The sequence below is a fragment of the Microbacterium sp. 10L49 genome (assembly GCF_056395125.1).
This window is the reverse complement of the sequence record NZ_JBFTIW010000004.1, coordinates 914,276-937,754: the sequence shown is the minus strand read 5'-3', so window position 1 is coordinate 937,754 and position 23,479 is coordinate 914,276. Positions and strand designations below refer to the sequence as shown.

Genomic DNA, 23,479 nt, shown 5'->3' with positions numbered 1-23,479 from the left:
ACTCAGCGCCCGAAGCCGCGACGGGTGATGTCGCGCACCTCGCCGACGAGCTCCTCGATGATGTCCTCCAGGAACAGGATCGCCGTCGTCTCACCCTCCGCGTTGCGCACCTGCGCGAGGTGTCGCCCCGCGCGCCGCATGATCGCGAGCGCATCCTCGAGATCGGTGTCCTCCTGCATCGGCACCATCTGGTGGACGCGCTTCGCGGGGATCGGCGCAGCCGCGCGCACCGCTGCATCCGGCCCTTCGGCCGAGCGGATCACGTCCTTCAGGTGCACGTAGCCCACCGGTGCCCCTTCGGTGTCGACCATGACGTAGCGCGAGAAGCCGTGCTTGGCGACGGCCCGCTCCACATCGTCCGGAGTCGCGCCGAGCGGCAGCGTGACGAGGCCGGCGAGCGGCACGGCGACGTCGCGTGCGTCCTTGTCCGTGAACTCGACCACCGCGCTCACGGTGCCCGCGGAGTCGGTGAGCATGCCCTCACGACGGGACTGATCCACGATCGTGGCGACCTCGTCGAGCGTGAACGTCGATGCGGCTTCGTCCTTCGGCTCCACACCGAAAAGCCGCACGACGCCATTGGCGGTGGCGTTCAGCGCGCGGATCACCGGATAGAACACCTTGGAGATCCACACCAGCGGCGCCGCGAGGATCAGCACCGCCCGGTCCGGCACCGAGAACGCGAGGTTCTTCGGCACCATCTCGCCGAACACCACGTGCAGGAACGACACGATGACCAGGGTGATGATGAACGCGATGGCGTCCACCGCCCCCTCGGCCAGCCCGAGTGCGCCCAGGGGCGCGGCGAGCAGGTGGTGCATCGCGGGCTCCGACACGTTCAGGATCAGCAGCGAGCACACGGTGATGCCGAGCTGCGAGGTCGCCAGCATGAGCGTGGCGTGCTCCATCGCGTACAGCGCGGTGCGCGCGGAACGGGATCCGCGTTCGGCGAGCGGCTCGATCTGCGACCGGCGCGCGGAGATCACCGCGAACTCCGCCGCGACGAAGAACGCGTTGAAGGCGAGCAGCACGAACAGCCATGCGATTCCGGCCCAGTCGCTCATCGCTCGCCCCCCTCCTCCGTCGTGGCCTCGGGCATGAAGCGGATCCGATCCACCCTTCGCCCCTGCATGCGCACGACGTGCAGGGTGCCGCCCGGCACGGGCACTTCGTCGCCGGCCTTGGGCAGCCGCTCCAGCACGCTCATCACGTAGCCGCCGACCGTGTCGTACACGTCGCCCTCCGGCACCTCGATGCCGGTGCTCGCACGCAGTTCGTCGGGGCGCAGCTCCGCGGGGAAGGTGATCCCGTCGCGGCTCTTCACGACGCCGGCCCTGCTGCGGTCGTGCTCGTCGGACACCTCGCCGACGATCTCCTCGACGAGGTCCTCGAGGGTCACGATCCCCGCGGTGCCGCCGTACTCGTCCACGACGATTGCGAGCTGGTAGCCACCGCCGCGCAGCTCGGCCACGAGCGCATCCAGGTGCACGGTCTCCGGCACGCGCAGCGGCTCGGAGGAGAGCGCACCCACCGGCACCTCGGTGCGGCGGTCGCGCGGCACCGACACGGCCGCCTTCAGATGCACCACGCCGGTGATGTCGTCGAGGTCCTCGTCGAAAACCGGGAAACGGCTGTGGCCGGTGCGCCGGGCCAGCCCGATCACGCCGTCGGCGGAATCCGCCGCCGAGATCGCGTGCATGCTCGGGCGCGGGGTCATCACGTCGCCCGCCGTGAGCCGCGCGAAGCCGAGGCTGCGATCCAGCAGCGTCGCGGTGTCCTCCTCGAGCACACCGGCGCTCGCGGAACGGCGCACCAGCGAACTGAGCTCTTCCGCCGAGCGCGCACCGCTGAGCTCCTCCTTGGGCTCGATGCCGATGGCACGGAGCACGCCGTTGGCGCTGCCGTTCAGCAGCGCGACGACGGGGCGGAACACCATCGTGAACACGGTCTGGAAAGGGATGACGACCTTGGCGGTCGCGACCGGCAGCGCCATCGCGAAGTTCTTCGGCACGAGCTCGCCGAGAATCATCGACAGCATCGTGGCGACCGTCATCGCGACGATCACGGCGATCGTGACGGTGACGGGCTCGGGGATCCCCCACGAGCTGAGCAACGGACGGAGCAGGTTCGACAGCGCCGGCTCCATCGTGAAACCGGTCAGCAGGGTGGTCAGCGTGATGCCGAGCTGCGCCGAGGACAGGTGCGTCGAGGTGATCTTCAGCGCCGCGATGGTCATGCCCAGACGGCTCTCGCCGCGATCCCGTCGCGCCTCCAGATCGGCGCGGTCGAGGTTGACCAGGGCGAACTCGCTGGCGACGAACAGGCCCGTCCCCACGATGAGCAGAAGCCCCACGCCCAACCAGATGTAATCCATCACGGTGTCACCTCCGACGAAGCGGAGAGCGGGCAGTGGGGCGATGTACTACACGAGGGAGGGTCGTCCATGGTGCGAACGATTCTATCGTCCCTCGGCTCTACTTTCCCTCGGCGCGGGTGATGCGACCGGATGCACGGTCGTCGGCGTGATCACCAGCTGACCGGCAGCGCCTTGCCCTCTTCGTAGCCTGCCGCGGATTGCAGCCCGACAAGCGCCCGCTCGTGGAACTCCGGCACGGAGGATGCGCCTGCGTAGGTGAACGAGGAGCGCACGCCCGAGGTGATCATGTCGAGCAGATCCTCGACACCGGGACGGAGCGGATCCAGGTAGATCCTGGAAGACGAGATGCCTTCGGCGAACAGCTCCTTGCGGGCACGCTCGTACGCGTCGAGACGGCCGAAGCGCGCCTGCACCGCCTTGGTCGAGGCCATGCCCCACGACTCCTTGTAGATGCGCCCCTCCGCGTCGCTCTGCAGCTCACCCGGAGCCTCGATCGTGCCGGCGAACCAGGAGCCGACCATCACCGTTGCGGCCCCCGCGGCGAGGGCGAGGGCGACGTCGCGCGGGTAGCGCACTCCCCCGTCCGCCCACACGTGCGCGCCGAGCTCGGCGGCGGCCTGCGCCGTCTCCAGCACGGCGGAGAACTGCGGGCGCCCCACCGCCGTCATCATGCGGGTGGTGCACATCGCGCCGGGTCCGACCCCGACCTTCAGGATCGATGCGCCGGCGTCGACGAGGTCCCGCACGCCATCGGCCGTGACGATGTTGCCGGCCACGATCGGAATGCCGAGCTCGAGTGCCGCGACCGTGCGCAGAGCCCGCAGCATCCCCTCCTGATGACCGTGCGCGGTGTCGACCACCAGCACGTCCACCCCGGCCGCCGCCAGGGCGGTGGCCTTGGCTGCGACGTCGCCGTTGATCCCGACCGCGGCGGCCACGGCCAGACGCCCTGCGGCGTCGACCGCGGGCCGGTACAGCGTGGAGCGCAGCGCTCCGCGCGCGGTCTGCGTGCCCACCAGGTGACCGTGCTGCAGCACGCACACCATCTCGGCCTCGACGGCGGTGATCGCGTCGAACGCCGCACGCGGGTCGGCGACGTCCTCCGCGTCGAGCGAAGGGGAGTCGGCGCGGACCAGGTCGCCGAGCTGGGCGTCCCGCAACGCGGACGCGAGGCGGACGGCGGGCAGTATTCCATGGATCGCGTCGACGTGGAGGCCGTCCGGGCCGCGCGGCGCGTCGGCGACCACGATCCCGTGACCGCCGCTGGCCGGCAGCAGCCGGAGCGCATCCTCCACGGTTGCCCGCGGCGAGAGCACGAGCGGGGTGTCCCAGGACACCGGCTGGCGCTTGACCCAGCGGATCGCCTCGTCCAGCTCCTGCAGCGGCATGTCCTGCGGCAGCACGCCGATCCCGCCGCGGCGGGCGAGGGTCGCGGCGAGCCGCGGGCCGGTGACCGAGTTCATGTTCGAGGACACCAGCGGGATGGTCGCCGGGGTGCCGTCCTGCGGCGCGAGATCGACCTGGAGCCTGCTGGTCACGTCCGAGTGACGCGGCACCAGGAACACGTCGGAGTAGGTGAGGTCGACCATGGGTCCTTCGCCGGAGAACTGCATGCACACAGGGTATGCCTCCCCCGCCCGGAACGCCTCGGCGCCGCGTCCTTCCGAACCCGCCGTCGCGACCCCGGGCGACCCGCGTGCGGAAGGTCTCGCCGCGCCCTGCGATCCAGGCCCGCACCGGGGCTGTGACACGTTAGGCTTGACACCCGGATGAGTGGCCATACCCGGAGACCACCGGGGACGGATCCCACCAGATTCAGCGATGAAAGAGGGCGATCGAGCGTGTCGAGCCAGGTGACCGGCGTCGGGACTTCTGGAGATGGAGAGTTCGGGGCCAATTCCTGGCTCGTCGACGAGCTGTACGAACAGTTCAAAGTCGACCGCAACTCCGTCGACAAGGAGTGGTGGCCGGTCCTCGAGAACTACCGCCCCTCCGAGCCTGCGACGGCCCCCGCCGCCTCCGCTGCGGCCACGCCGTCGGCTACTCCCGCCACGGCCCCGGACACGCATCCCGTGACCGCTCCGGTCCCCGTGATCGGCCAGCAGCCGGTGGCGCGCACCACGACGAAGCCGGCACGCCAGGCCCCGATCCCCGCTCAGGCGCAGGATCGCGCCACCGCGGAGCCCGGCGCCGAGCAGCACGAGGACGTCGTCACGCCGCTGCGCGGCATGCCGAAGACCCTCGCCGCGAACATGGACGAGTCGCTCACCGTCCCCACGGCGACGAGCGTGCGGACCGTGCCGGCGAAGCTGATGATCGACAACCGCATCGTCATCAACAACCACATGTCCCGCACCCGCGGCGGCAAGGTCTCCTTCACGCATCTCATCGGCTGGGCGCTGATCCAGGCGCTGAAGGAGTTCCCGAGCCAGAACGTCTTCTACGCCGAGGTCGACGGCAAGCCCAGCGTCGTCGCCCCCGCGCACGTGAACCTCGGCATCGCCATCGACATCCCCAAGCCCGACGGCACCCGCGCCCTGCTCGTGCCGAGCATCAAGCGTGCCGAGTCGCTCACGTTCAGCGAGTACCTCTCCGCGTACGAGGACCTCATCGGCCGCGCGCGCGGGAACAAGCTCACCGCCGCGGACTTCCAGGGCACCACGCTGTCCCTGACGAACCCAGGCGGCATCGGCACCGTGCACTCCGTGCCGCGCCTGATGAAGGGCCAGGGCTGCATCATCGGCGCCGGCGCCCTCGAGTACCCGGCCGAGTTCCAGGGCTCCAGCCAGAAGACGCTGGACGTGCTCGGCATCGGCAAGACGATCACGCTCACCTCGACCTATGACCACCGGGTCATCCAGGGCGCGGGCTCGGGCGAGTTCCTGAAGAAGGTGCACGAGCTGCTGATCGGCGAGCGCGGCTTCTACGAGGGCATCTTCCGTGCCCTCCGGATCCCGTACGCCCCGATCCACTGGAACAAGGACATCGCGGTCGACCTCGCCGAGCGCATCGACAAGACCGCCCGCGTGCAGGAGCTGATCAACTCCTACCGCGTGCGCGGCCACCTCATGGCCGACATCGACCCGCTCGAGTACGTGCAGCGCACACACCCCGACCTCGAGATCGAGACCCACGGACTGACGTTCTGGGATCTGGACCGCGAGTTCGTCACGAACGGCTTCGGTGGTCACCGTCAGCTGAAGCTGCGCGAGATCCTCGGTGTGCTCCGCGACTCCTACTGCCGCACGATCGGCATCGAGTACATGCACATCCAGGATCCGGAGCAGCGCCGCTGGTTCCAGGACAAGGTCGAGGTCAAGTACGTCAAGCCCGGCCACGACGAGCAGCTGCGCGTGCTCAGCAAGCTCAACGAGGCCGAGGCCTTCGAGACCTTCCTGCAGACCAAGTACGTGGGCCAGAAGCGCTTCTCGCTCGAAGGCGCGGAATCGCTCGTGCCGCTGCTGGATGAGATCCTGCAGGGCGCCGCCGGTGCGGGACTCGACGGCGCCGCGATCGGCATGGCGCACCGCGGCCGCCTGAATGTGCTCGCGAACATCGCCGGCAAGACCTACGGGCAGGTGTTCCGCGAGTTCGAGGGATCCACCCTTCCGGGCAACCAGCGCGGATCCGGCGACGTCAAGTACCACCTCGGCAAGGAGGGCACCTTCGTCGCCGACGACGGCGCCGAGCTGCCGATCCTCCTCGCCGCGAACCCCTCGCACCTGGAGACCGTGGACGGCGTGCTCGAGGGCATCGCGCGCGCCAAGCAGGACCGCAAGCCGATCGGCACGTTCACCTGGCTGCCGATCCTGGTGCACGGCGACGCCGCCTTCGCGGGCCAGGGCGTCGTCGTGGAGACCCTGCAGATGTCGCAGCTGCGCGGCTACCGCACCGGTGGCACCGTGCACGTGGTCGTGAACAACCAGGTCGGCTTCACCACGCTGCCCAACGACTCACGCACCTCGGTGTATGCGACCGACGTCGCGAAGACCATCCAGGCGCCGGTCCTGCACGTGAACGGCGACGACCCCGAAGCCGTCGTGCACGTCGCGCAGCTCGCGTTCGAGTACCGCGAGCGGTTCCACCGCGACATCGTGATCGACCTGGTGTGCTATCGCCGCCGCGGCCACAACGAGGGTGACGACCCGTCGATGACGCAGCCGCTGATGACCGACCTGATCCAGGCGAAGCGCTCGGTGCGCAGCCTCTACACCGACGCTCTCGTCGGTCGTGGCGACATCACCCAGGAGGAGTATGACCAGGCCAAGGCCGACTTCCAGAACCGCCTGGAGATCGCCTTCGCGGAGACGCACGCGGCGGAGACCGGTGCCACGCCGATCGCCCCCGACCTCCCGCCCGTCGACGAGCAGATCGGCACCCCCGAGGTCACCGGCGTTCCGCTCGAGGTCGTGCACCTGATCGGCGACGCGCACGCGAACAAGCCCGAGGGCTTCACCGTGCACCCGAAGCTGCAGCAGGCCATGGACAAGCGCGTCGACATGAGCCGCAACGGCGCGATCGACTGGGGCTTCGGCGAGCTGCTCGCCTTCGGTTCGCTGCTCGTCGAGGGCACACCCGTCCGTCTGGCCGGCCAGGACTCGCGCCGCGGCACGTTCGTGTCGCGTCACGCCGTCCTGCACGACCGGGAGAACGGCCAGGAGTGGCTGCCGCTGGCGAACCTGTCCGATAACCAGGCCCGGTTCTTCGTCTACGACTCGCTGCTCAGCGAATACGCCGCGCTCGGCTTCGAGTACGGCTATTCGGTGGAACGCCCCGAGGCGCTGGTGCTGTGGGAGGCGCAGTTCGGCGACTTCGTGAACGGCGCGCAGTCGGTCATCGACGAGTACATCTCCGCCGCCGAGCAGAAGTGGGGCCAGCAGTCGAGCGTCGTGCTGCTGCTGCCGCACGGCTACGAGGGGCAGGGGCCGGATCACTCCTCCGGGCGCATCGAGCGGTTCCTGCAGCTGTGCGCGCAGGACAACATGACCGTGGCGCGCCCGTCCACGCCGGCGAGCTACTTCCATCTGCTGCGCCGTCAGGCCTACGCGAAGCCGCGCCGGCCGCTCATCGTGTTCACGCCGAAGGCGATGCTGCGACTGCGCGGCGCGACCAGCCCGGTCGAGGACTTCACCCGCGGCAAGTTCGAGGCCGTGATCGATGACACCCGGCAGCTCGACCGCACGGCCGTCAAGCGCGTGATCTTCCACTCCGGCAAGGTGCACTGGGACCTGGTCGCCGAGCTCGAGAAGAACCCGAACCCGGAGATCGCTCTGGTGCGCGTCGAACAGCTCTACCCCGTGCCGCTGCGCGCGCTCAAGGCCGTCGCCGACACCTACCCCAACGCCGAGATCGTCTGGCTGCAGGAGGAGCCGGAGAACCAGGGCGCCTGGCCGTTCCTCGCGCTGCACTTCCAGACCGTGCCCGGTCCGCGTGTCGTGCGCCCGATCACCCGGCCCGCATCGGCCGCGCCGTCGACGGGATCCTCGAAGGTGCACGCCGCGGAGCAGGCCGACCTGCTCTCGCGGGCGCTAACCCTCTGAGTCGACTCCTCAGCGGATCGACGCGGTGTCCCGGTTCTCCGGGGCACCGCGTCGTCGTTCGCGGACGTTCCGGACGGCGGTCACGGCGAGCGCGATGACAGCGACCGCGGCGGGTACGACGAGCGCGACCCCCGCGAGCAGCAGCAGTCCGATCGTGCAGACCGAGGCGATCACCGCCATCCACCAGCCGGGTGTGCGCCGCGGCAGGATCCGGATCGCCGCGATCATGCCGATCGTGTAGACGGCCACCATGCTCGCGGTGTGGATGAGGATGAACGGCGCCAGCGCGAACCCGGTCGCCCACGACACCGCGAAGTAGGCCAGCACGAGCGCCATCGACAGCAGCAGCGCGCGGCGCGGCACCTCGCCCGACTCCGCGCCCTTCGCGAACCAGCGCGGCAGGTCGCCGTTGCCGGCGAGCGATGCTCCGAGCTTGCCGAACGCGGCGAGGTAGACGTTGAGCACGCCGAGCGCGACCACCGCCGAGACCACGCCGATGAGCGTGGGTGCCGCGCGCACGCCACCCGCCTCGGCGAGATCGAGCAGGACGACATCGCCGCGCCCCGCCCGCTCCCCCAGGGCGCCGACGGTCACGACCTGCAGCGCGAGATAGCAGCCGCCCGCGAGCACGAGCGTGATCGCCGTGGCCAGCGGGATGGTGCGCCGCGGCCGGGCGAACTCGCCGGAGATGTGGGTGCCCACCTCCCAGCCGGCGAAGGCCCACACGAACATCACGATCGCCGTACCCACGCCGCCCCATCCATGCGGCAGGAACGGCGTGAAGCTCTCCGGGCGCACGGCGGGCGCCGCCACCGCGACCACCACGACGACGATCGCGAGCAGCAGGCCGGTCAGCACCAGCTGCAGCCAGCCGGTCAGCCGCACCCCGAACAGGTTGGCGACGAACGGCACCACGAGGAACCCGAGAGCGAGCCAGGGCACACCCGCGCTGTCGATCCCAACCGCGGTCGCGATGTAGCGGGCGCCGAGCACCGACACGACGGGCCCTCCCGCCGCGACGCCGAACAGGAACCAGTACCCGGTGGCCCGCGCCGCGGTGGGGCCGAGAGCCCGACGCGCGTAGCTGGCCACGCCGCCCGGATCCGGGTGACGCGCGGCGAGCGCCGCGAACGCGCCCGCGAGCGGCACCGCCAGGAGCGTGATCACCCCGACCGCGATGAGGCTGGCGGGGCCCGCCGTCTTCGCCGCGAGCCCGGGGAGCACCAGCAGGCCGGTGCCGAGCACCGAGGCGAGGTACAGCGCGATGCCCTGGGCCAGCCCGAGCCCGGACGGCGCGACGATGCCGAGGTCTGCGCCGTCGGCGCCCTCTGCGGGACGGAGTGCGGTCATCCCCTCACGGTAGCGAGGGGGTCGGACATTCAGTACCAGATGCTCAGCGCGGGCGCCGCGGCGGTGCCGAAGGCGTCCTGGATCGCGACCGCGGTCTCCGCCGCGGCCGAGATCCGGCCGGCGGCGCGCAGCGTCGTCGCGCTCACGCCACCGAGGTACAGCGATGACAGCATGTCCACGCCGAGCTCGACGTCGGGAGCATCCGCCGTGGCGTCGACGATGCCCCTCCCGTCCTGACCGACCCGCAGACGCCAGGTTCCTTCGGCGAGGCCGAGCGGATCGGACACCCGCAGGACGAGATCCAGGGGCGCACGGTACGTGCGCGCGGCGAGCACGGCGGGGACATCAAGGATCCGCAGCCAGCCGTGGTCGTGCACGGTGACCTGAACGGCGCGCTGGTTCGCGACGAGCCACGGCAGCGGATCGTCGACGGGCCGCAGGTCCGCGCGCAGGGTGCGGATCAGATCGTGGTTGACGGCGAACGCCCAGAGCGCGCGCAGCGCTTCCGGCGTCTCCGCGTCGAGGTGACGGATCGCGAGGTCGGCGCCGAACTCCTCGGCGAGTTCGTCGAGCGTGTAGGCGAGCACACCTCGTGTGACGCCGTCGGCATCGGCCGCCCTGACGCCCCGCACGGCGCGGGAGCGCTCGTCGCCCGGCACCAGGCCCGCCATGCGACGCCAGCGCAGCGACCATCCGGGGATGTCGCCTGACCGGTCCAGGCGAGTCCGCTCGTGCACCTCGCCGAGCGCCGTCCGCAGCGCTTCCGGCTCGATGTACTCCACGGTGGTCGCGTCCCCCACGGCAGGCCATGAGATGCCGCCGGCACGTCGGGCATCGACCTGCAGATGGGAGACGGGGATCGCCGGACCGAAGCCGTAGCGTCCGTAGATCGTCGCCTCCGTCGCGGTGAGCCCTGCGATCGGCACTCCGGCCGCGGCCGCAGCGCGCAGCTCGCCCTCCAGCAGGTTGCGCGCGATCCCCCGACGGCGGTGCGTCGCCGCGACGGTGACGGCGCTGATCGCCCACATGTCGATGTGCGCACCGGCGTCGCCGGGCACGGTCATCGGAGTCACCCAGGAGTCGACGGTCGCGACCGGAAGCTCGCCGCCCGGCGCGTACACGCCGATGTTGCGCCGCTCGGACATCATCTCGCCCATGAGGCGGATGGTCTCGTCGTCGGGCTCCTTGTCGAGGAATCCTCGCGCGTCGGCCCGGGCGAATCCGCGCCGCTGCGCCGGATCCGACATGTCGACGATGCGGTAGTCGAGACCTGAAGCGCTCAGGCGCTCCTTCGAGCGCGGGTCGACGGGAACGTCACGGGCGTCGAGGGCTGCCATGCCTCCACCCTAGCCAGGGCGGTGGGCACCGGGCGCGCGACGAGTGGACCGCGAGTGGTCAGTGCACCGCCGCCTGGACGGCGCGCAGCCGCGCGAGCACCTGGTCGCGCAGCTCCTCGGGAGCCGTCTCCTTGCACGCCCGGGAGACGACCTCGGTCAGCGTGGTCGCGACGAGGGCCTCCTCTGCGCAGGACGGGCAGTTCTCGAGATGCTCGCGGATGTCCGAGTGCTCCGTCTTGCACATCTCATTGCGGAGGTATTCCTCCAGGTCCTGCCGCGCCTTGGTGCATCCGCAGTCCGTCATTTCGTGCTCCTCGTGCCGGCCGTGGCGATGCCTCGCTCCGCGGCGTAATCCGCCAACAGCTCCCGCAGCATGCGACGCCCGCGGTGCAGGCGGCTCATCACGGTGCCGATGGGGGTCTTCATGATGTCGGCGATCTCCTGGTAGGCGAAGCCCTCGACGTCGGCGAGGTACACCGCCAGCCTGAAGTCCTCCGGGACCGCCTGCAGCGCCTCCTTGACGATCGACGCGGGCATCCGGTCGATCGCCTCGGCTTCGGCCGAGCGGCTGTGCGACGCCGTGGTCGACTCGGCGCCGCCGAGCTGCCAGTCCTCGAGCTCGTCGATCGTGCCCTGATAGGGCTCGCGCTGGCGCTTGCGGTAGATGTTGATGTAGGTGTTCGTCAGGATCCGGTACAGCCACGCCTTCAGGTTCGTGCCCTGCGTGAAGCTCGACCACGAGGCGAACGCCTTCACGAACGTCTCCTGGACCAGGTCCGCGGCGTCGGACGGGTTGCGCGTCATGCGCATGGCGGCGGCGTACAGCTGATCCATGAAGGGGATCGCCTGCTCCTCGAATTCCCGGCGCGCGGAGGAGTCCGCGTCCGGCTGCGCGTCCAGCGGTGCGTGATCGTTCATCGCCAGCCAGTTTAGGCCGAGAACGTCGACCTCCACCGGTTCGAGCGTCGCGAGCATGCGCACTGCCTTCCTTGTTTCTCGCCCTCCGCTGCCGGAGGCCTTCAGTAGGGTAGGAACCGATGAGCGCCTCCCTGTATTCCCCTGCCCCGCGCGGACGCTGGTCCGCGCCGGTCGCCGCCGACTCCCTGAGTGCGCGGCTGCGCGTGCCGGGATCCAAATCGCTCACCAACCGCGAACTCGTGCTGGCCGCGATCGCCGACGCCCCGGGAATCGTCTCGGCCCCGCTGCATTCGGACGACTCCGCGCGCATGATCGACGCACTGCGCGTCCTCGGCGTCGGGGTCGAGGAACAGTTCGGCACCGGGGAGTTCGGCCCCGACCTGCGGATCACCCCCGCCCCGCTCACCGGCGGCACCACCGTCGACTGCGGCCAGGCCGGCACGGTGATGCGGTTCATCGCGCCACTCGCGGGACTCGCTCGCGGCGACGTGCTGCTGACTGCACATGAGACGGCGCTGCACCGTCCCATGGGCGCCATGATCCACGCTCTGCGCGATCTCGGCGTCGACATCGAGGACAACGGCAGCTGGTCTCTGCCGTTCACGATCCGTGGCCGCGGGCACATCCGCGGCGGCCGCGTGGAGATCGACGCCTCTGCATCGAGCCAGTTCGTGTCGGGTCTGCTGCTCGCGGCGCCGCGCTTCGATGTCGGTCTGCATCTGGTGCACACCGGTGAGCGGCTGCCGAGCATGCCGCACATCGACATGACCGTGGAGACGCTGACGCGCCGCGGGATCAAGGTCACCCGACCCGGCCCCGGCGAATGGATGGTGGAGGGCGGCGTCCCGCGCTCCCGGGAGATCGCCATCGAACCGGACCTGTCCAACGCCGCCCCGTTCCTCGCGGCGGCGCTCGTCGCCGGCGGCGAGGTCTCGATCGAGGGCTGGCCGAACCGCTCCACGCAGCCCGGCGCGCTGCTGCCCGATCTGCTGGAGCGCCTCGGCGCTGACGTGCACCGTGCAGACGGGGTGCTCATCGTGCGCGGCACCGGTCGCATCCGCGGCAGCGAGTTCGACCTGTCGGCAGCGGGAGAGCTCGCACCGACCTTCGTGGGTCTCGCCGCCCTGGCGGACGAGCCCACCACGATCACCGGCATCGGCCACATCCGCCTGCACGAGACCGACCGGATCGCCGCACTCGCCGGCAATCTGCGAGCCCTCGGCGGTGAGGCCCTGGAGCTCGAGGACGGCATCCGCATCATCCCCGCGACATTGCGGGGAGGCACCTGGCCGGCACACCACGATCACCGCATGGCGACCACGGGCGCTCTCATCGGTCTGCGCGTGCCCGGCGTCGAGATCGACGAGATCGGCACCACGGCGAAGACTCTGCCCGAGTTCACCCAGCTGTGGGAGCGCATGCTGTCCGTCGACGCCCCGGGGAGCGCACCCGCGTGAGCTGGCTGGAGGACGACGGCGACGACGAGCTCGACGACTTCGACGAGTCCCAGATCCGGATGCGCCCGAATCCGAAGGCGAACCGTCCGCGCACCAAGCGCCGCCCCGCGCACAACGATGCCGAGATCGGGCGCGTCCTGGGCGTGGATCGGGGGCGGTACGCCGTGCTGATCGGCGAGGGCACCGATGACGAGCACACCATCACCACCACGCGCGCCAGAGAGCTGCGCCGCACGCCGATCGTCACGGGCGACGCCGCACGCGTGGTCGGCGACGTCTCCGGCGACGAAGGCACCCTCGGCCGGATCGTCGGCATCCTCGAACGCTCCTCTCTGCTGCGCCGCAGCGCCGACGACACCGACCAGGTCGAGCGCGTCATCGTCGCCAACGCCGACCAGATGCTCATCGTCGTCGCTGCGGCGGACCCCGAGCCGCGCGAGCGCCTGGTCGACCGCTACCTGGTGGCAGCCCTCGACGCCGGGATCCGTCCGCTGCTGGTGGTCACCAAGACGGATCTGGCGGATCCGGCCGAGTTCCTGACGCACTTCGAAGGCCTGGATCTGACGGTCTTCACCAGCGCGCAGGGCGAGATGCCGGTCGACGAGATCGGCCGAGCCCTCATCGGTCACTCCACCGTGTTCGTCGGACACTCCGGCGTCGGCAAGTCCACGCTCGTGAACGCCCTCGTGCCGGGAGCCGGGCGGGCCACCGGGCACGTGAACGAGGTCACCGGGCGCGGCAGGCACACGTCCTCGTCGACGGTGTCACTGCGCTATGTTGCTCCGCCCCTCGCCCCCGGCTCCGACGGCGGGTCCGGCTGGGTGATCGACACGCCGGGCGTGCGCTCCTTCGGGCTGGGGCACGTGGATCCGCAGAACATCCTCGCCGCCTTCACCGAGCTCGCCGTGATCGCGGAGAACTGTCCGCGCGGCTGCACGCACCGCGCCGACGCGGAGGACTGCGCGCTCAACGAGGCCGCTGCGGACGGAGCGCTCGGCGAGGCCGGGCTGGCACGGCTGGAATCGCTGCAGCGGCTGCTGGCGACCTTCGCGGACAAGCTCTGAGCGGATCCGCTCCCCGGGGTGCGGGTAGCCTGGACGGGTGATCGCACAGCGCCTCGAACCCGGATCCCCCGCCCCCGACTTCACTCTGCAGGACCAGGACGGCGCGTCCGTCTCCCTGCACGACCTGCGCGGCCGGAACGTCATCCTGTACTTCTACCCGGCGGCGATGACCCCGGGCTGCACGACCGAGGCGTGCGACTTCCGCGACAGCCTCGCCTCGCTGCAGGGCGCGGGCTACACGGTGCTGGGAGTCTCCCGCGACGACGTGGCCAAGCTCAAGCAGTTCGCCGAGCGCGACGGGCTCTCCTTCCCGCTGCTCAGCGACGCCGACCTCGCCGTGCATCGCGCGTACGGGGTGTGGGGCGAGAAGAAGAACTACGGCAAGGTGATCCAGGGCGTGATCCGCTCGACCTTCGTCATCGATGAGGACAGCGTGATCGCGCACGCGCTCTACAACGTCAAGGCCACCGGCCACGTCGCCCGCATCCGCAAGCTCGTGGGCCTCGCCGCGTAACGCTTCAGTCGTCCTGCTGTTCGGCATCGGCACGCCGACGGGCTTCCAGCCCCGCGCGCCGGGTCAGCAGGAACAGCAGAACCGCGCCGATCACGCCCGGGATCAGCAGTGCGAGCACGAACACGACCGGGAACGGCCGTGCCGTGAGCGCGCTCAGGGCGACGGCGATCGCAAGGATTTGCGCCACCATTCCTCCGCTGCGCCCGAACGAGCGTCCGCGCAGCACGGCCAGGGCAAGAGCGGCGAGCCCCACCGCACCGACCGCGCTGAGCCCGATCAGTCCCAGGGCAGAGGGCAGCGAGGTGGCGGCGCCGGAGCTCAGACCGAACACCTCCCCGAGGGTGACCACGAGCAGTGCCACCGCTTCGAGGGCGAGCACGGCCGCCGCCGCGATGGTCAGTCTCGACGGGCGCATAAGGGGCTCCTGGATGGTGTCGGGTCGTCGGCGTTCGCTCACGGTTCGGCTCCCGTTCACACGGAGTGCAGAAAATCCTTGATCGCTCGCCTTTCATGTAAGAGAATAGATGACAGCCATGTGCTCCCACAGCGGCGTGGGGCGAGCACCCGCTCGCATCACCGATGGGCGTCGACCCCCGAACGCCGCCTACGAATTCCGGGCACGCGAGATTCGCGCGCCCATGACATTTCCACACCGAGGAGCCCCCATGGATTGGCGCGACAAGGCCGCCTGTCTCACCGTCGACCCCGAGCTGTTCTTCCCCGTCGGGAACACCGGTCCGGCCGTCGATCAGATCGAGAAGGCGAAGGCCGTGTGCGCCCGGTGCACCGTCACCGAGGTCTGCCTGCAGTACGCCCTCGAGTCCAGCCAGGACTCGGGCGTGTGGGGCGGACTCAGCGAGGATGAGCGCCGCGCTCTCAAGCGCCGCGCCGCTCGCGCCCGCCGCGCCGGCTGACGCGCGCTCTCAGGCGCCGCGCCGCCCGCGCGGGCTGACCCGCGCCCGGCGCATCCGGCTCAGCCGTTCACCCAGCGCATCGGAAGGTCGATCGTGACCACGGTGCCCTCGCCGTCCGAACCCTCCCAGACGATCGTGCCACCGAGCTCGCCCTGGATGAGGGTGCGGATGATCTGCGTGCCCAGGCCCTGACCGATCCGCCCCTCGGGCAGACCGTGTCCGGTGTCGCTGACGATCACACGCAGGTTCTCGTCGGTGCGCTGCGCCTCGATGGTGACCAGGCCCTCCTGGCCCGCGAGTCCGTGCTCCACGGCGTTGGTGACGACCTCGGTGAGCGCGAGGGCGAGGGGCGTCGCATACTCGCTCGGCAGCACGCCGAACCGCCCCGTCGACTGGGTGCGCGCCCGGGTGTTGGGCGCCGAGGCGACCTCCGCCACGAGCTTCAGCACGCGCGCGAACACCTCGTCGAAGTCGACTTTCTGCGCCAGTCCCCCGGCGAGCGTGTCGTGCACCACGGCGATCGACTCGACACGTCGCATCGCCTGCGTCAGCGCGTCGCGCGCCTCCTCGGAGTGCGTACGACGGGCCTGGATCCGCAGCAGGGATGCGACCGTCTGCAGGTTGTTCTTCACCCGGTGGTGGATCTCGCGGATCGTCGCGTCCTTGGTGATGAGCTCCTGCTCCTGGTGACGCAGCTCCGACACGTCGCGGCACAGCACGATGGCGCCGATCCGGGTGCCGTGGTCCTTGAGCGGGATGGCTCGCAGGGAGACGGTGACGCCGCGCGCTTCCACGTCCGTGCGCCACGGAGCGCGCCCGGTGACCACGACCGGCAGCGATTCATCGACCTGCCGCGAAGGGGGCACGATCCGCGTCGTGACCTCGACCAGCGACTCCCCCTCGAGCTCCTCGTCGAAGCCCATCCGGTTGAACGCGCTCAGGGCGTTCGGGCTGGCGAACGTGACGACGCCGTCGACATCGATGCGGATGAGACCGTCCGAGGCGCGCGGAGCGCCGCGGCGTGGCGACGTGGGCGCGGAAGGGTCGGGGAACTCCCCGCCGGCGATCATGCCGAACAGGTCGTCCGCGGCCTCGTTGAACGTGATCTGCTGCCGGGAGGGCGTGCGCGCCTCACCGAGGTTCGTGTGCCGGGTGAGCACGCCGATCGGCTGCCGGTGTCCGCCATCGTCGCCGTTCTTGCGGGCGCGCACGATCGGCACCGCCCTGACCCTGGTCGGCGTCTCCTCGAACCAGTCAGGGTTCGCCGAGTCGACGATCCCGGCCGTGTCGAACGCGCCCTGCACCTGGGTGCGCCACTGCGGTCGCACCCGCTCCCCCACGATGTCGCGGTAGAACAGGGTCGCCGCGCCGCTCGGCCGGGTGTGCGCGACCGCGATGAAGGATCCGTCGGCCGTCGCGATCCAGATCACGATGTCCGCGGAAGCCAGATCCGCCAGCAACTGCCCGTCGCCGGCCAGGCGATGCAGCCATTCGATGTCCTCGTCGGCGAGGCAGCCCTGGGCCTGGGCGAGATCACTGAGTGTCGACACCCTGACAGCCTAGGGCGTATCCCCGGCCCGCACGCGCGGGGCGGAGGGCGGCGGAGCCGGGCTCAGAGCACGGCGAGCGAGGTGGCTCTCCAACGCCGGTCCAACCCCTCCATACGCACCGCCACAGCCCTGGTCCGGCCGGGGGTCTGCACGATCAGGGTGGCCTCGACGATGCCGTCCGCCGGCGATGACACGTGGGTGGAGAGGACCCGGAAGACGGGCCTGGCCGGTGCGACACCGCGCGCGCTGCGGGCTCGCGCAGACAGGTTCGCGCGGGCCGTGAGCACGAGGAAGGCATCCTCGCTGAGCCAGCGCGCGAGCTGATCCGCTTCGCGCACCCCGGCCAGCACCTCGAGGACGCCGCGCGTGAGGCTCTGCAGCAGCGGAGCCGGATCCGGCAGTTCTGCGGTCGGCGTGGGCTGCGGTGCGAAATCCTCGAGCGTCATCATCGGTGTTCTCCCCCTCGAGATTCGGATGGCGTGACTGGCATTCGAGCACATTCGCAGGCGCCGTGGGCCGTCTTCGCCGAGGAATGTGGATAACCCGTATATCGCCTCCGCCGCTTCCCGTAGCCTCGACGGCATGGAATGGGATCGGCTGTTCGAAGACCTCGAGGATCAGATCGCCTCGGGCTGGGAGGCGGAGCGCGCCGCCTTGGACGCCGAGACCGAGCGGCTGCGCATCGCGCGGCTCGACCTGCGCACGCGGCTGGGCGTGCTCGTCGACGAGGGCGGTGCTGTCGCCGCCGTGCTCACCGATTCGACCCGGGTGCGCGGCCGACTGCGCGCGGTCGGCGCCGACTGGGCGGCCGTGCAGCCGCAGGACGCGCCCGGTCTCGTGCTGCTGCCCGCACACGCCGTGGAGCTGTGGGCGCTCGATCACGGCGCGCTGCTGAGCAGCGGTGCCACCGCCGAGCCGCTCTCGCCGCTGCGCGAGCGGATGACGTTCGGCTTCGTCGTCCGGGACCTCGCCCGGCGCCGCAGCGGGGTGACCCTGCGCACTCGCTCCGGCACGGTGCTGGCGGGCACGATCGACCGGGCCGGGTCCGATCATCTGGATCTCGCGCTGCACGATGCGGGTTCTCCGCGACGCGCGAGGGCGGTCACGGGATTCCGCATCGTTCCGTTCGCGTCGGTGCTCTCCATCGGCACGGATGCGCCCGCGCCCGGCCTCGGCTGACGGCAGGCTCGCAACCGCCGCCGCCGAGGCGGGATCAGGACCCGGACGAGGGCCGGTTCACTCCCCGAGGCGGACCGGAGGGCCCCACAGCTCGGGGAAGCTCGCCGCGTTCGCCTGCCGCCACAGCGCCCTGCGCCGCGCGTCCTCCGCCTGCTCCGCCAGGTACTCGGTGATCGAGCCCTCCTCCACCCGCCAGGCGGCCGGAGCACCGAGCCGCGCGCCGCGCAGCCTGCCCTGCATGATGAGCTCGACGACCTCATCGACCTGCACGCCGAGGAGCTCGGCCACCTGGGCCGGGGCGAGATAGCGCACTGCAGGCGTGGATGCATCGGGCATGCACCCATTGTGCTCCGCGCCAGGGCGTCCGCGGCGACCGGCGGAGCGCTGTGGATAACTTTCCCGGCACGGATCCGGATTCTGTGACCATGAGCACATGAGCACCGCACGAGCCGCCCGCCGGCCCTGGACCGATCTGCGCTTCTTCATCGGCCTCGCCTTGATCGTCGTCTCCGTCGCCGGAGTCTGGCTGATCGTGGGCGCAGCGAAGCACCAGTCCCGCACTGCAGGCCGTGCGCACGATCGTGCCGGGCGAGCCGCTCACCTCCGCCGACGTGCGCGTCGTCGACGTCGTACTCGGCACGGTGGGATCCGGCTACCTCACCCCTGGCACCCTCGAGCCCGGCTTGATCGCGACGCGCACGATCGCGGAGGGCGAGCTCGTGCCCTCGACGGCCGCGGCCGACGCCGACCAGGGGCGCACCACCTCGGTCGTGGTCCGCAGCACGGTGCCGGTTCCCGCCTCGATCGTCAAGGGCTCCGTGGTCGAGTTGTGGGCGGCCGAGCCCCTCGAAGACAGCAAGGGTTTCGGTGAACCCCGAGTGCTGCTGTCCGAGGCCACCGTGGCCTCCGTCGACCGCGATGACGGCCCGCTGTCCGCCAAGGCCACCACGCTCGAGCTCGTCGTGAGCCGGGCGAAGGTCGGCGAGGTGCTCACGGCGCTGACCGACGGATCCTCGCTGTCGGTGGTGCCGATCGGCGCACGGTCATGACCGGCATCGTCCTGGCCCTGCCGCCGGAGCGCGCCGAGACGCTCGCCGAGGAGCTGGGGCTGGCGGGCATCACGGTGATCGCGCGGATGACACCGGAGCAGGCGGCCAGGCTGGTCGCACACGCCGAGGAGCTCCGTGATGCCGAAGCGCTGCTGATCCCCGCGGAGCGGGCCTGGCTGAGCGCCGCGCTGCGCGGGGCCTGCGACCGCGCCGGCGTGCGGATCCTCACCCTGGGCGACGGTCCGGCCGCCGTTCGCCTCACCCACCGGCACGGACTGGGCACGCCCCTGCCCGCGTCTTCGAGCGGATGGGACGTCGCCGACGCATTGCAGGCCGACGACGCGGGCGCCGGCCGGGACGAGATCGGTGCGGAAGAGCTCGACACGGCGGCCTCGCCGAATCGGCTGATCGCCGTGTGGGGTCCGCACGGCGCTCCGGGGCGCAGCACCCTGGCCGTGCAGCTCGCGGCCCTCCTCGCCGCCCCGGACCGCGGGGTCGCCCTCGTCGACGCCGACACGCACGCGCCGGCGCTCGCCCTCATGCTGGGCCTCACCGACGACGGCCCCGGCATCGCCGCGGCCTGCCGCCGCGCCGAACTCGGGCTGCTCGACGGCGCCGAGCTGAGCCGCCTGTCCAGCCCCGTGGAATCGTCCGGCGGCACCGTCGACGTGCTGGTCGGGATCAACCGTCCCACGCGCTGGCCCGAGCTGTCCGCGACCCGCCTGCAGGCCGCGCTCGATGCGTGCCGCACCTGGAGCGCGGTGACGCTGGTCGACGTCGCGGCCTCGCTCGAGGCCGACGAGGAGATCATCAGCGACCTGGACGGACCGCGCCGCAATGCCGCGACGCTCACCGCGCTGCGCAGCGCCGACCGCATCGTGGCGGTGGCCGCCGCCGATCCGCTCGGGATCGCGCGGTTCGTGCGGGGCTATGCGGAACTGCGCGCCGAGATCGGAGATGTGCCCGTCACCGTCGCCGTGAACAAGGTGCGACCCGGGCCTCTCGGCATCGACGCGCGCGGACAGATCCGGCGTGCCCTGGACCGCTTCTCGGGCATTCGCGACGTGCATTTCCTGCCATTCGACCAGCGCGCGCTGGATGCCGCCGCCCTGCACGCGCGGCCGGTGCCGGACGTGTCCGGGCGCTCGGCGTTCACGGCCGCCGCACGAGCCCTCGCCGCGACACTGCTGCGCGACGAGCAGAGCCCCGCGACGCGGCGCGCGCGGCGGCGCGGGGCTGCGGCGGCGGTCTGATCGACGCTCCGCCGGATGTGGCGCCTACTGCCGGTAGCTCGCCAGGAAGTTGCCGAGGCGCTCGATGGCTTCGGTGATCACCCGCGGCTCGGGCAGCGTCACCACGCGCAGGTGGTCCGGTGTCGGCCAGTTGAAGCCCGTGCCCTGGACGAGCAGGATCCGCTCCGCGACCAGCAGGTCGTAGATGAGCTTCGCGTCGTCGTGGATCTCGTGCACGTTCGGATCCAGCTTCGGGAACGCGTACAAGGCCCCCGTGGGCTTCACGCAGCTGACACCCGGGATCGCAGAGAGACCCTCCCACGCGGCGTCGCGCTGCAGATGCAGGCGACCGCTCGGGGCGATCAGTGACTCGATCGACTGCACTCCCCCGAGAGCGGCCTGCACCGCGTGCTGCGCCGGCACATTCGGGCAGAGCCGGGTCGACGCGAGCAGCGTGATCCCCTCGATGAAGCCCTTCGCGTGCTGCTGCGGGCCGGTGATGACGAGCCACCCCGACCGGTATCCGGCCACGCGGTACGTCTTGGAGAGGCCGTTGAAGGTCAGGCAGAGCAGGTCAGGAGCGAGGGTCGCCGTGGAGATGTGCTGCGCGTCGTCGTAGAGGATCCGGTCGTAGATCTCGTCCGAGAGCAGCAGCAGGTCGTTCTCCCTGGCCACCTGCACGATGCCCTGCAGCACCTCTCGCGAGTACACCGCGCCCGTGGGGTTGTTCGGGTTGATGATGACGATGGCCTTGGTGCGCGGGGTGACCTTGGAGCGGAGATCCTCCAGATCCGGGTTCCAGCCGTTCTCCTCGTCGCACAGGTAGTGCACCGGGGTGCCGCCGGCGAGGCTGGTCATCGCGGTCCACAGGGGGTAGTCCGGGGCGGGGATGAGCACTTCGTCGCCCTCATCGAGCAGCGCCTGCATGGTCATCGTGATGAGCTCGGAGACGCCGTTGCCGAGGTAGACGTCCTCGGGGTCCACGAGAGGGAATCCGTCGACCTGCTCATAGCGGCTGACCACGGCACGGCGGGCGGAGACGATGCCCTTGCTCTCGCTGTAGCCGTGCGCACTGGGCAGGGTCGCGAGCATGTCGCGGACGATCTGCTGCGGCGCCTCGAACCCGAAGACCGCGGGGTTGCCCGTGTTCAGCTTGAGCACCGAGTGACCTGCCGCCTCCAGCCGCGCCGCCTCGACGAGCGCGTTGCCGCGGATCTCGTACAGGACGTTCTTCAGCTTGGACGACTGGTCGAAGGTTCTCGGTGTCATCGGGCAAGATTACCGTCTGCGCGGGGCCATCCCGTTCACGCGCGGTGCGACGCCTGCTGGGTGCGGATCGCCCCGGTGCGCACCGCTTCGACGTGCGCGATGCGCTCGCGCCGGCTGCTCTCCAGGTGCGTGGCGGCGAGTTCCGCGGCTCGATCGCCGTCGCGGCGCTCGATCGCTTCGAAGAGTTCGACGTGCTCCCCGCTGATGTACTCCAGGTCGTCGTACTGCGAGAGCGCCCAGCGCAGGCGGCTCCCGATCCCCCGCATCATCTCGCTGAGCAGACGGTTCTCCGCGAGCTCGGTGACGGTCTCGTGGAAGTCCGCCGCCGCCCGGCGCGAGACGATCTCGTCGCCGATCCGGGCGCTGGACTCCTCACGATCGAGCGCCTGGCGCAGTCGCGCCAGGCCGTCGCGCCGATGGCGCTCGGCCGCGAGCCGGAACGCCAGGGGCTCGAGCACGGCGCGGACCTCGTCGAGGTCCGCGAGATCCGCGTCGGTGAACTCGCGCACGACCGCCCAGGTGTGCGGGCGCAGCTCGACGAGCCCTTCGGCGTCGAGCACCTTGAGCGCGTCGCGCACCGGTACCCGGCTCACCCCGAACTCCGCAGCGAGGTCGCGTTCGATCAGGCGGCTGCCCGGGGCGCGTGCGCCGTCGAGGATCGCATCACGCAACCACGACGCGATCTTCGTCGACTCGAGCTGCCGTTCATCCTTGCTGGTCACGGCATCATTCTTCCATCGAGCGGACCGCAATCCGCGACGGCGGGGCGCTCCGATCAGGACTTGGCGGGCTCGACCCAGCGGATGCCCTCCTTGAGCGTGGGCACGATCTCGGTGCCGACGGTGCGGGCGAGCAGATCGTCCAGCCGGTCGAGCGGACCGATCAGGGCGCGCCCTCCGGCACGGGCGACGCGGATCGCGGCATCGATCTTCGGCTGCATCGAGCCCTCGGCGAAAGCCATCGCGGCGACCGCATCCGCCGAGGCCGTGTGGATGTCGCGCTGCTCCGGGGTGCCCCAGTTCTCGCTGACGTAGTCGCCGTCCGTGAGCATGATCAGGGTGTCGGCGCCGATGTCCGCGGCGAGCGCCGCGCTGGCGAGATCCTTGTCGACGACGGCCTGAACACCGATATGACGGCCCTTCGAGTCCTCGCGGACGGGCACGCCGCCACCGCCCACGCAGACGGCGAGGCTGCCGGCCTCGAGCAGGCGGCGGATGAGCGGCGCCTGCACGATGGAGACCGGAACCGGGGAGGGCACCACGCGACGGAACGCGTTGCCGTCCTTCGCGATGGTCCAGCGGTACTCGGCTGCGGCCTCTGCGGCATCGTGCGCGGAGTACTGCGGGCCGATCAGCTTGGTGGGCCGCACGAAGGCGGGGTCGCTCTCGTCGACGACGGTGGTGGTGATCACACCGGCCACCTCTCGCTCGCCACCAAGAGCGTTGGAGAGCTCCTGCTGCACGACGTAGCCGATCATCCCCTGGGTCTCGGCGCCGAGGATGTCCAGGGGGTACGCCGCGACGTCCTGGTACGCGAGGTTCTGCAGAGCGAGCAGACCGACCTGAGGGCCGTTGCCGTGCGTGATCACGACCTCGTTCTCGCGGGCGAAGGGGGCGAGCGCCTCGCACGCCGCTTTGACGTTCGCCCGAAGATATTCGGCCGTCATCGGCTCGCCCCGGCGGGCGAGGGCGTTGCCCCCGAGTGCGACTACGACACGCATCTGGTTTCT

At 70.7% G+C, this 23,479-nt stretch carries 22 protein-coding genes; 8 read left to right on the top strand and 14 right to left on the bottom strand.

What is annotated here, in order from left to right:
• Positions 1-2: 2 nt before the first annotated feature.
• The 3 genes from AC1DCT_RS17250 to guaB1 form a co-directional block, all read right to left on the bottom strand.
• Positions 3-1,064: a hemolysin family protein gene (locus tag AC1DCT_RS17250; RefSeq protein WP_477430456.1), complete on the bottom strand. Its 1,062-nt coding sequence runs from the start codon at positions 1,062-1,064 to the stop codon at positions 3-5.
• Positions 1,061-2,374, bottom strand: coding sequence for a hemolysin family protein (locus tag AC1DCT_RS17245; RefSeq protein ID WP_440732448.1), 1,314 nt, complete (start codon positions 2,372-2,374; stop codon positions 1,061-1,063). The genes AC1DCT_RS17250 and AC1DCT_RS17245 overlap by 4 nt, the downstream gene beginning before the upstream one ends.
• A gap of 152 nt (positions 2,375-2,526) precedes the next feature.
• Entirely contained in the window at positions 2,527-3,990 is a 1,464-nt protein-coding gene (gene guaB1 / locus AC1DCT_RS17240) for a GMP reductase (protein ID WP_477430455.1), read from the bottom strand.
• Between the two features lie 228 nt (positions 3,991-4,218).
• Here guaB1 and AC1DCT_RS17235 point away from each other — a divergent pair, with 228 nt between their 5' ends.
• Positions 4,219-7,917 carry a multifunctional oxoglutarate decarboxylase/oxoglutarate dehydrogenase thiamine pyrophosphate-binding subunit/dihydrolipoyllysine-residue succinyltransferase subunit gene (locus AC1DCT_RS17235; RefSeq protein WP_477430454.1) on the top strand — a complete coding sequence of 1,233 codons (3,699 nt, stop codon included), beginning with the start codon at positions 4,219-4,221 and terminating at the stop codon, positions 7,915-7,917.
• Positions 7,918-7,926: 9 nt separating this feature from the next.
• Here AC1DCT_RS17235 and AC1DCT_RS17230 read toward each other — a convergent pair whose 3' ends face one another.
• Genes AC1DCT_RS17230 through AC1DCT_RS17215 form a run of 4 tightly spaced genes read right to left on the bottom strand, consistent with a single transcriptional unit; the run spans position 7,927 to position 11,579 of the window.
• Positions 7,927-9,267 carry an APC family permease gene (locus tag AC1DCT_RS17230; RefSeq protein ID WP_477430453.1) on the bottom strand — a complete coding sequence of 447 codons (1,341 nt, stop codon included), beginning with the start codon at positions 9,265-9,267 and terminating at the stop codon, positions 7,927-7,929.
• A gap of 29 nt (positions 9,268-9,296) precedes the next feature.
• A complete protein-coding gene (locus AC1DCT_RS17225) occupies positions 9,297-10,604 on the bottom strand; it encodes a GNAT family N-acetyltransferase (protein WP_477430452.1) in 1,308 nt (435 codons plus the stop codon).
• Between the two features lie 58 nt (positions 10,605-10,662).
• Positions 10,663-10,908, bottom strand: a complete 246-nt coding sequence (gene rsrA, locus AC1DCT_RS17220) for a mycothiol system anti-sigma-R factor (RefSeq protein ID WP_477230746.1) — start codon at positions 10,906-10,908, stop codon at positions 10,663-10,665.
• Complete coding sequence (locus tag AC1DCT_RS17215) at positions 10,905-11,579, bottom strand: sigma-70 family RNA polymerase sigma factor (protein ID WP_440732282.1); 675 nt, start codon at positions 11,577-11,579, stop codon at positions 10,905-10,907. Before AC1DCT_RS17215 ends, rsrA begins: the two co-directional genes overlap by 4 nt.
• 62 nt (positions 11,580-11,641) lie before the next feature.
• Between AC1DCT_RS17215 and aroA the strand changes: the two genes are divergently transcribed.
• The 3 genes from aroA to bcp are packed head-to-tail and all read left to right on the top strand — an operon-like array spanning position 11,642 to position 14,557.
• On the top strand, positions 11,642-12,979 hold the full coding sequence (gene aroA / locus AC1DCT_RS17210) for a 3-phosphoshikimate 1-carboxyvinyltransferase (RefSeq protein WP_477430451.1): 1,338 nt from the start codon (positions 11,642-11,644) through the stop codon (positions 12,977-12,979).
• Positions 12,976-14,043 carry a ribosome small subunit-dependent GTPase A gene (gene rsgA / locus AC1DCT_RS17205; protein WP_441976728.1) on the top strand — a complete coding sequence of 356 codons (1,068 nt, stop codon included), beginning with the start codon at positions 12,976-12,978 and terminating at the stop codon, positions 14,041-14,043. The genes aroA and rsgA overlap by 4 nt, the downstream gene beginning before the upstream one ends.
• Before the next feature lie 37 nt (positions 14,044-14,080).
• Positions 14,081-14,557 (top strand): thioredoxin-dependent thiol peroxidase, encoded by a 477-nt coding sequence (gene bcp, locus AC1DCT_RS17200; RefSeq protein ID WP_477430450.1) that lies wholly within the window; start codon positions 14,081-14,083, stop codon positions 14,555-14,557.
• 4 nt (positions 14,558-14,561) lie between these two features.
• On the opposite strand, the gene AC1DCT_RS17195 is transcribed toward bcp, so the two are convergent.
• Entirely contained in the window at positions 14,562-14,972 is a 411-nt protein-coding gene (locus AC1DCT_RS17195) for a hypothetical protein (protein ID WP_477230749.1), read from the bottom strand.
• 250 nt (positions 14,973-15,222) lie between these two features.
• Between AC1DCT_RS17195 and AC1DCT_RS17190 the strand changes: the two genes are divergently transcribed.
• Positions 15,223-15,471: a WhiB family transcriptional regulator gene (locus AC1DCT_RS17190; RefSeq protein ID WP_045249333.1), complete on the top strand. Its 249-nt coding sequence runs from the start codon at positions 15,223-15,225 to the stop codon at positions 15,469-15,471.
• A gap of 59 nt (positions 15,472-15,530) precedes the next feature.
• Here AC1DCT_RS17190 and AC1DCT_RS17185 read toward each other — a convergent pair whose 3' ends face one another.
• Positions 15,531-17,021, bottom strand: a complete 1,491-nt coding sequence (locus tag AC1DCT_RS17185) for a sensor histidine kinase (RefSeq protein WP_440732287.1) — start codon at positions 17,019-17,021, stop codon at positions 15,531-15,533.
• 62 nt (positions 17,022-17,083) lie between these two features.
• Positions 17,084-17,467, bottom strand: a complete 384-nt coding sequence (locus tag AC1DCT_RS17180) for an Rv3235 family protein (protein WP_374107815.1) — start codon at positions 17,465-17,467, stop codon at positions 17,084-17,086.
• A gap of 136 nt (positions 17,468-17,603) precedes the next feature.
• Between AC1DCT_RS17180 and AC1DCT_RS17175 the strand changes: the two genes are divergently transcribed.
• The gene (locus AC1DCT_RS17175; RefSeq protein WP_440732288.1) at positions 17,604-18,200 is read left to right on the top strand and encodes a hypothetical protein; all 597 of its coding nucleotides are present in this window, start codon (positions 17,604-17,606) and stop codon (positions 18,198-18,200) included.
• Between the two features lie 57 nt (positions 18,201-18,257).
• Here the strand turns inward: AC1DCT_RS17175 and AC1DCT_RS17170 are convergent, their stop codons facing one another.
• A complete protein-coding gene (locus AC1DCT_RS17170) occupies positions 18,258-18,536 on the bottom strand; it encodes a helix-turn-helix domain-containing protein (RefSeq protein ID WP_477430449.1) in 279 nt (92 codons plus the stop codon).
• A gap of 233 nt (positions 18,537-18,769) precedes the next feature.
• Between AC1DCT_RS17170 and AC1DCT_RS17165 the strand changes: the two genes are divergently transcribed.
• Together AC1DCT_RS17165 and AC1DCT_RS17160 are read left to right on the top strand one after the other, a co-directional pair.
• On the top strand, positions 18,770-19,249 hold the full coding sequence (locus AC1DCT_RS17165) for an SAF domain-containing protein (RefSeq protein WP_477430448.1): 480 nt from the start codon (positions 18,770-18,772) through the stop codon (positions 19,247-19,249).
• Positions 19,246-20,502, top strand: a complete 1,257-nt coding sequence (locus AC1DCT_RS17160; RefSeq protein ID WP_477430447.1) for a CpaE/TadZ family protein — start codon at positions 19,246-19,248, stop codon at positions 20,500-20,502. Before AC1DCT_RS17165 ends, AC1DCT_RS17160 begins: the two co-directional genes overlap by 4 nt.
• Before the next feature lie 24 nt (positions 20,503-20,526).
• Here AC1DCT_RS17160 and AC1DCT_RS17155 read toward each other — a convergent pair whose 3' ends face one another.
• The 3 genes from AC1DCT_RS17155 to AC1DCT_RS17145 are packed head-to-tail and all read right to left on the bottom strand — an operon-like array spanning position 20,527 to position 23,470.
• Positions 20,527-21,750, bottom strand: a complete 1,224-nt coding sequence (locus AC1DCT_RS17155; RefSeq protein ID WP_477430446.1) for a pyridoxal phosphate-dependent aminotransferase — start codon at positions 21,748-21,750, stop codon at positions 20,527-20,529.
• A 35-nt stretch (positions 21,751-21,785) separates the two neighbouring features.
• Positions 21,786-22,472 (bottom strand): GntR family transcriptional regulator, encoded by a 687-nt coding sequence (locus AC1DCT_RS17150; RefSeq protein ID WP_440732293.1) that lies wholly within the window; start codon positions 22,470-22,472, stop codon positions 21,786-21,788.
• Positions 22,473-22,525: 53 nt separating this feature from the next.
• The gene (locus AC1DCT_RS17145; RefSeq protein ID WP_440732294.1) at positions 22,526-23,470 is read right to left on the bottom strand and encodes a carbamate kinase; all 945 of its coding nucleotides are present in this window, start codon (positions 23,468-23,470) and stop codon (positions 22,526-22,528) included.
• Positions 23,471-23,479 lie beyond the last annotated feature (9 nt).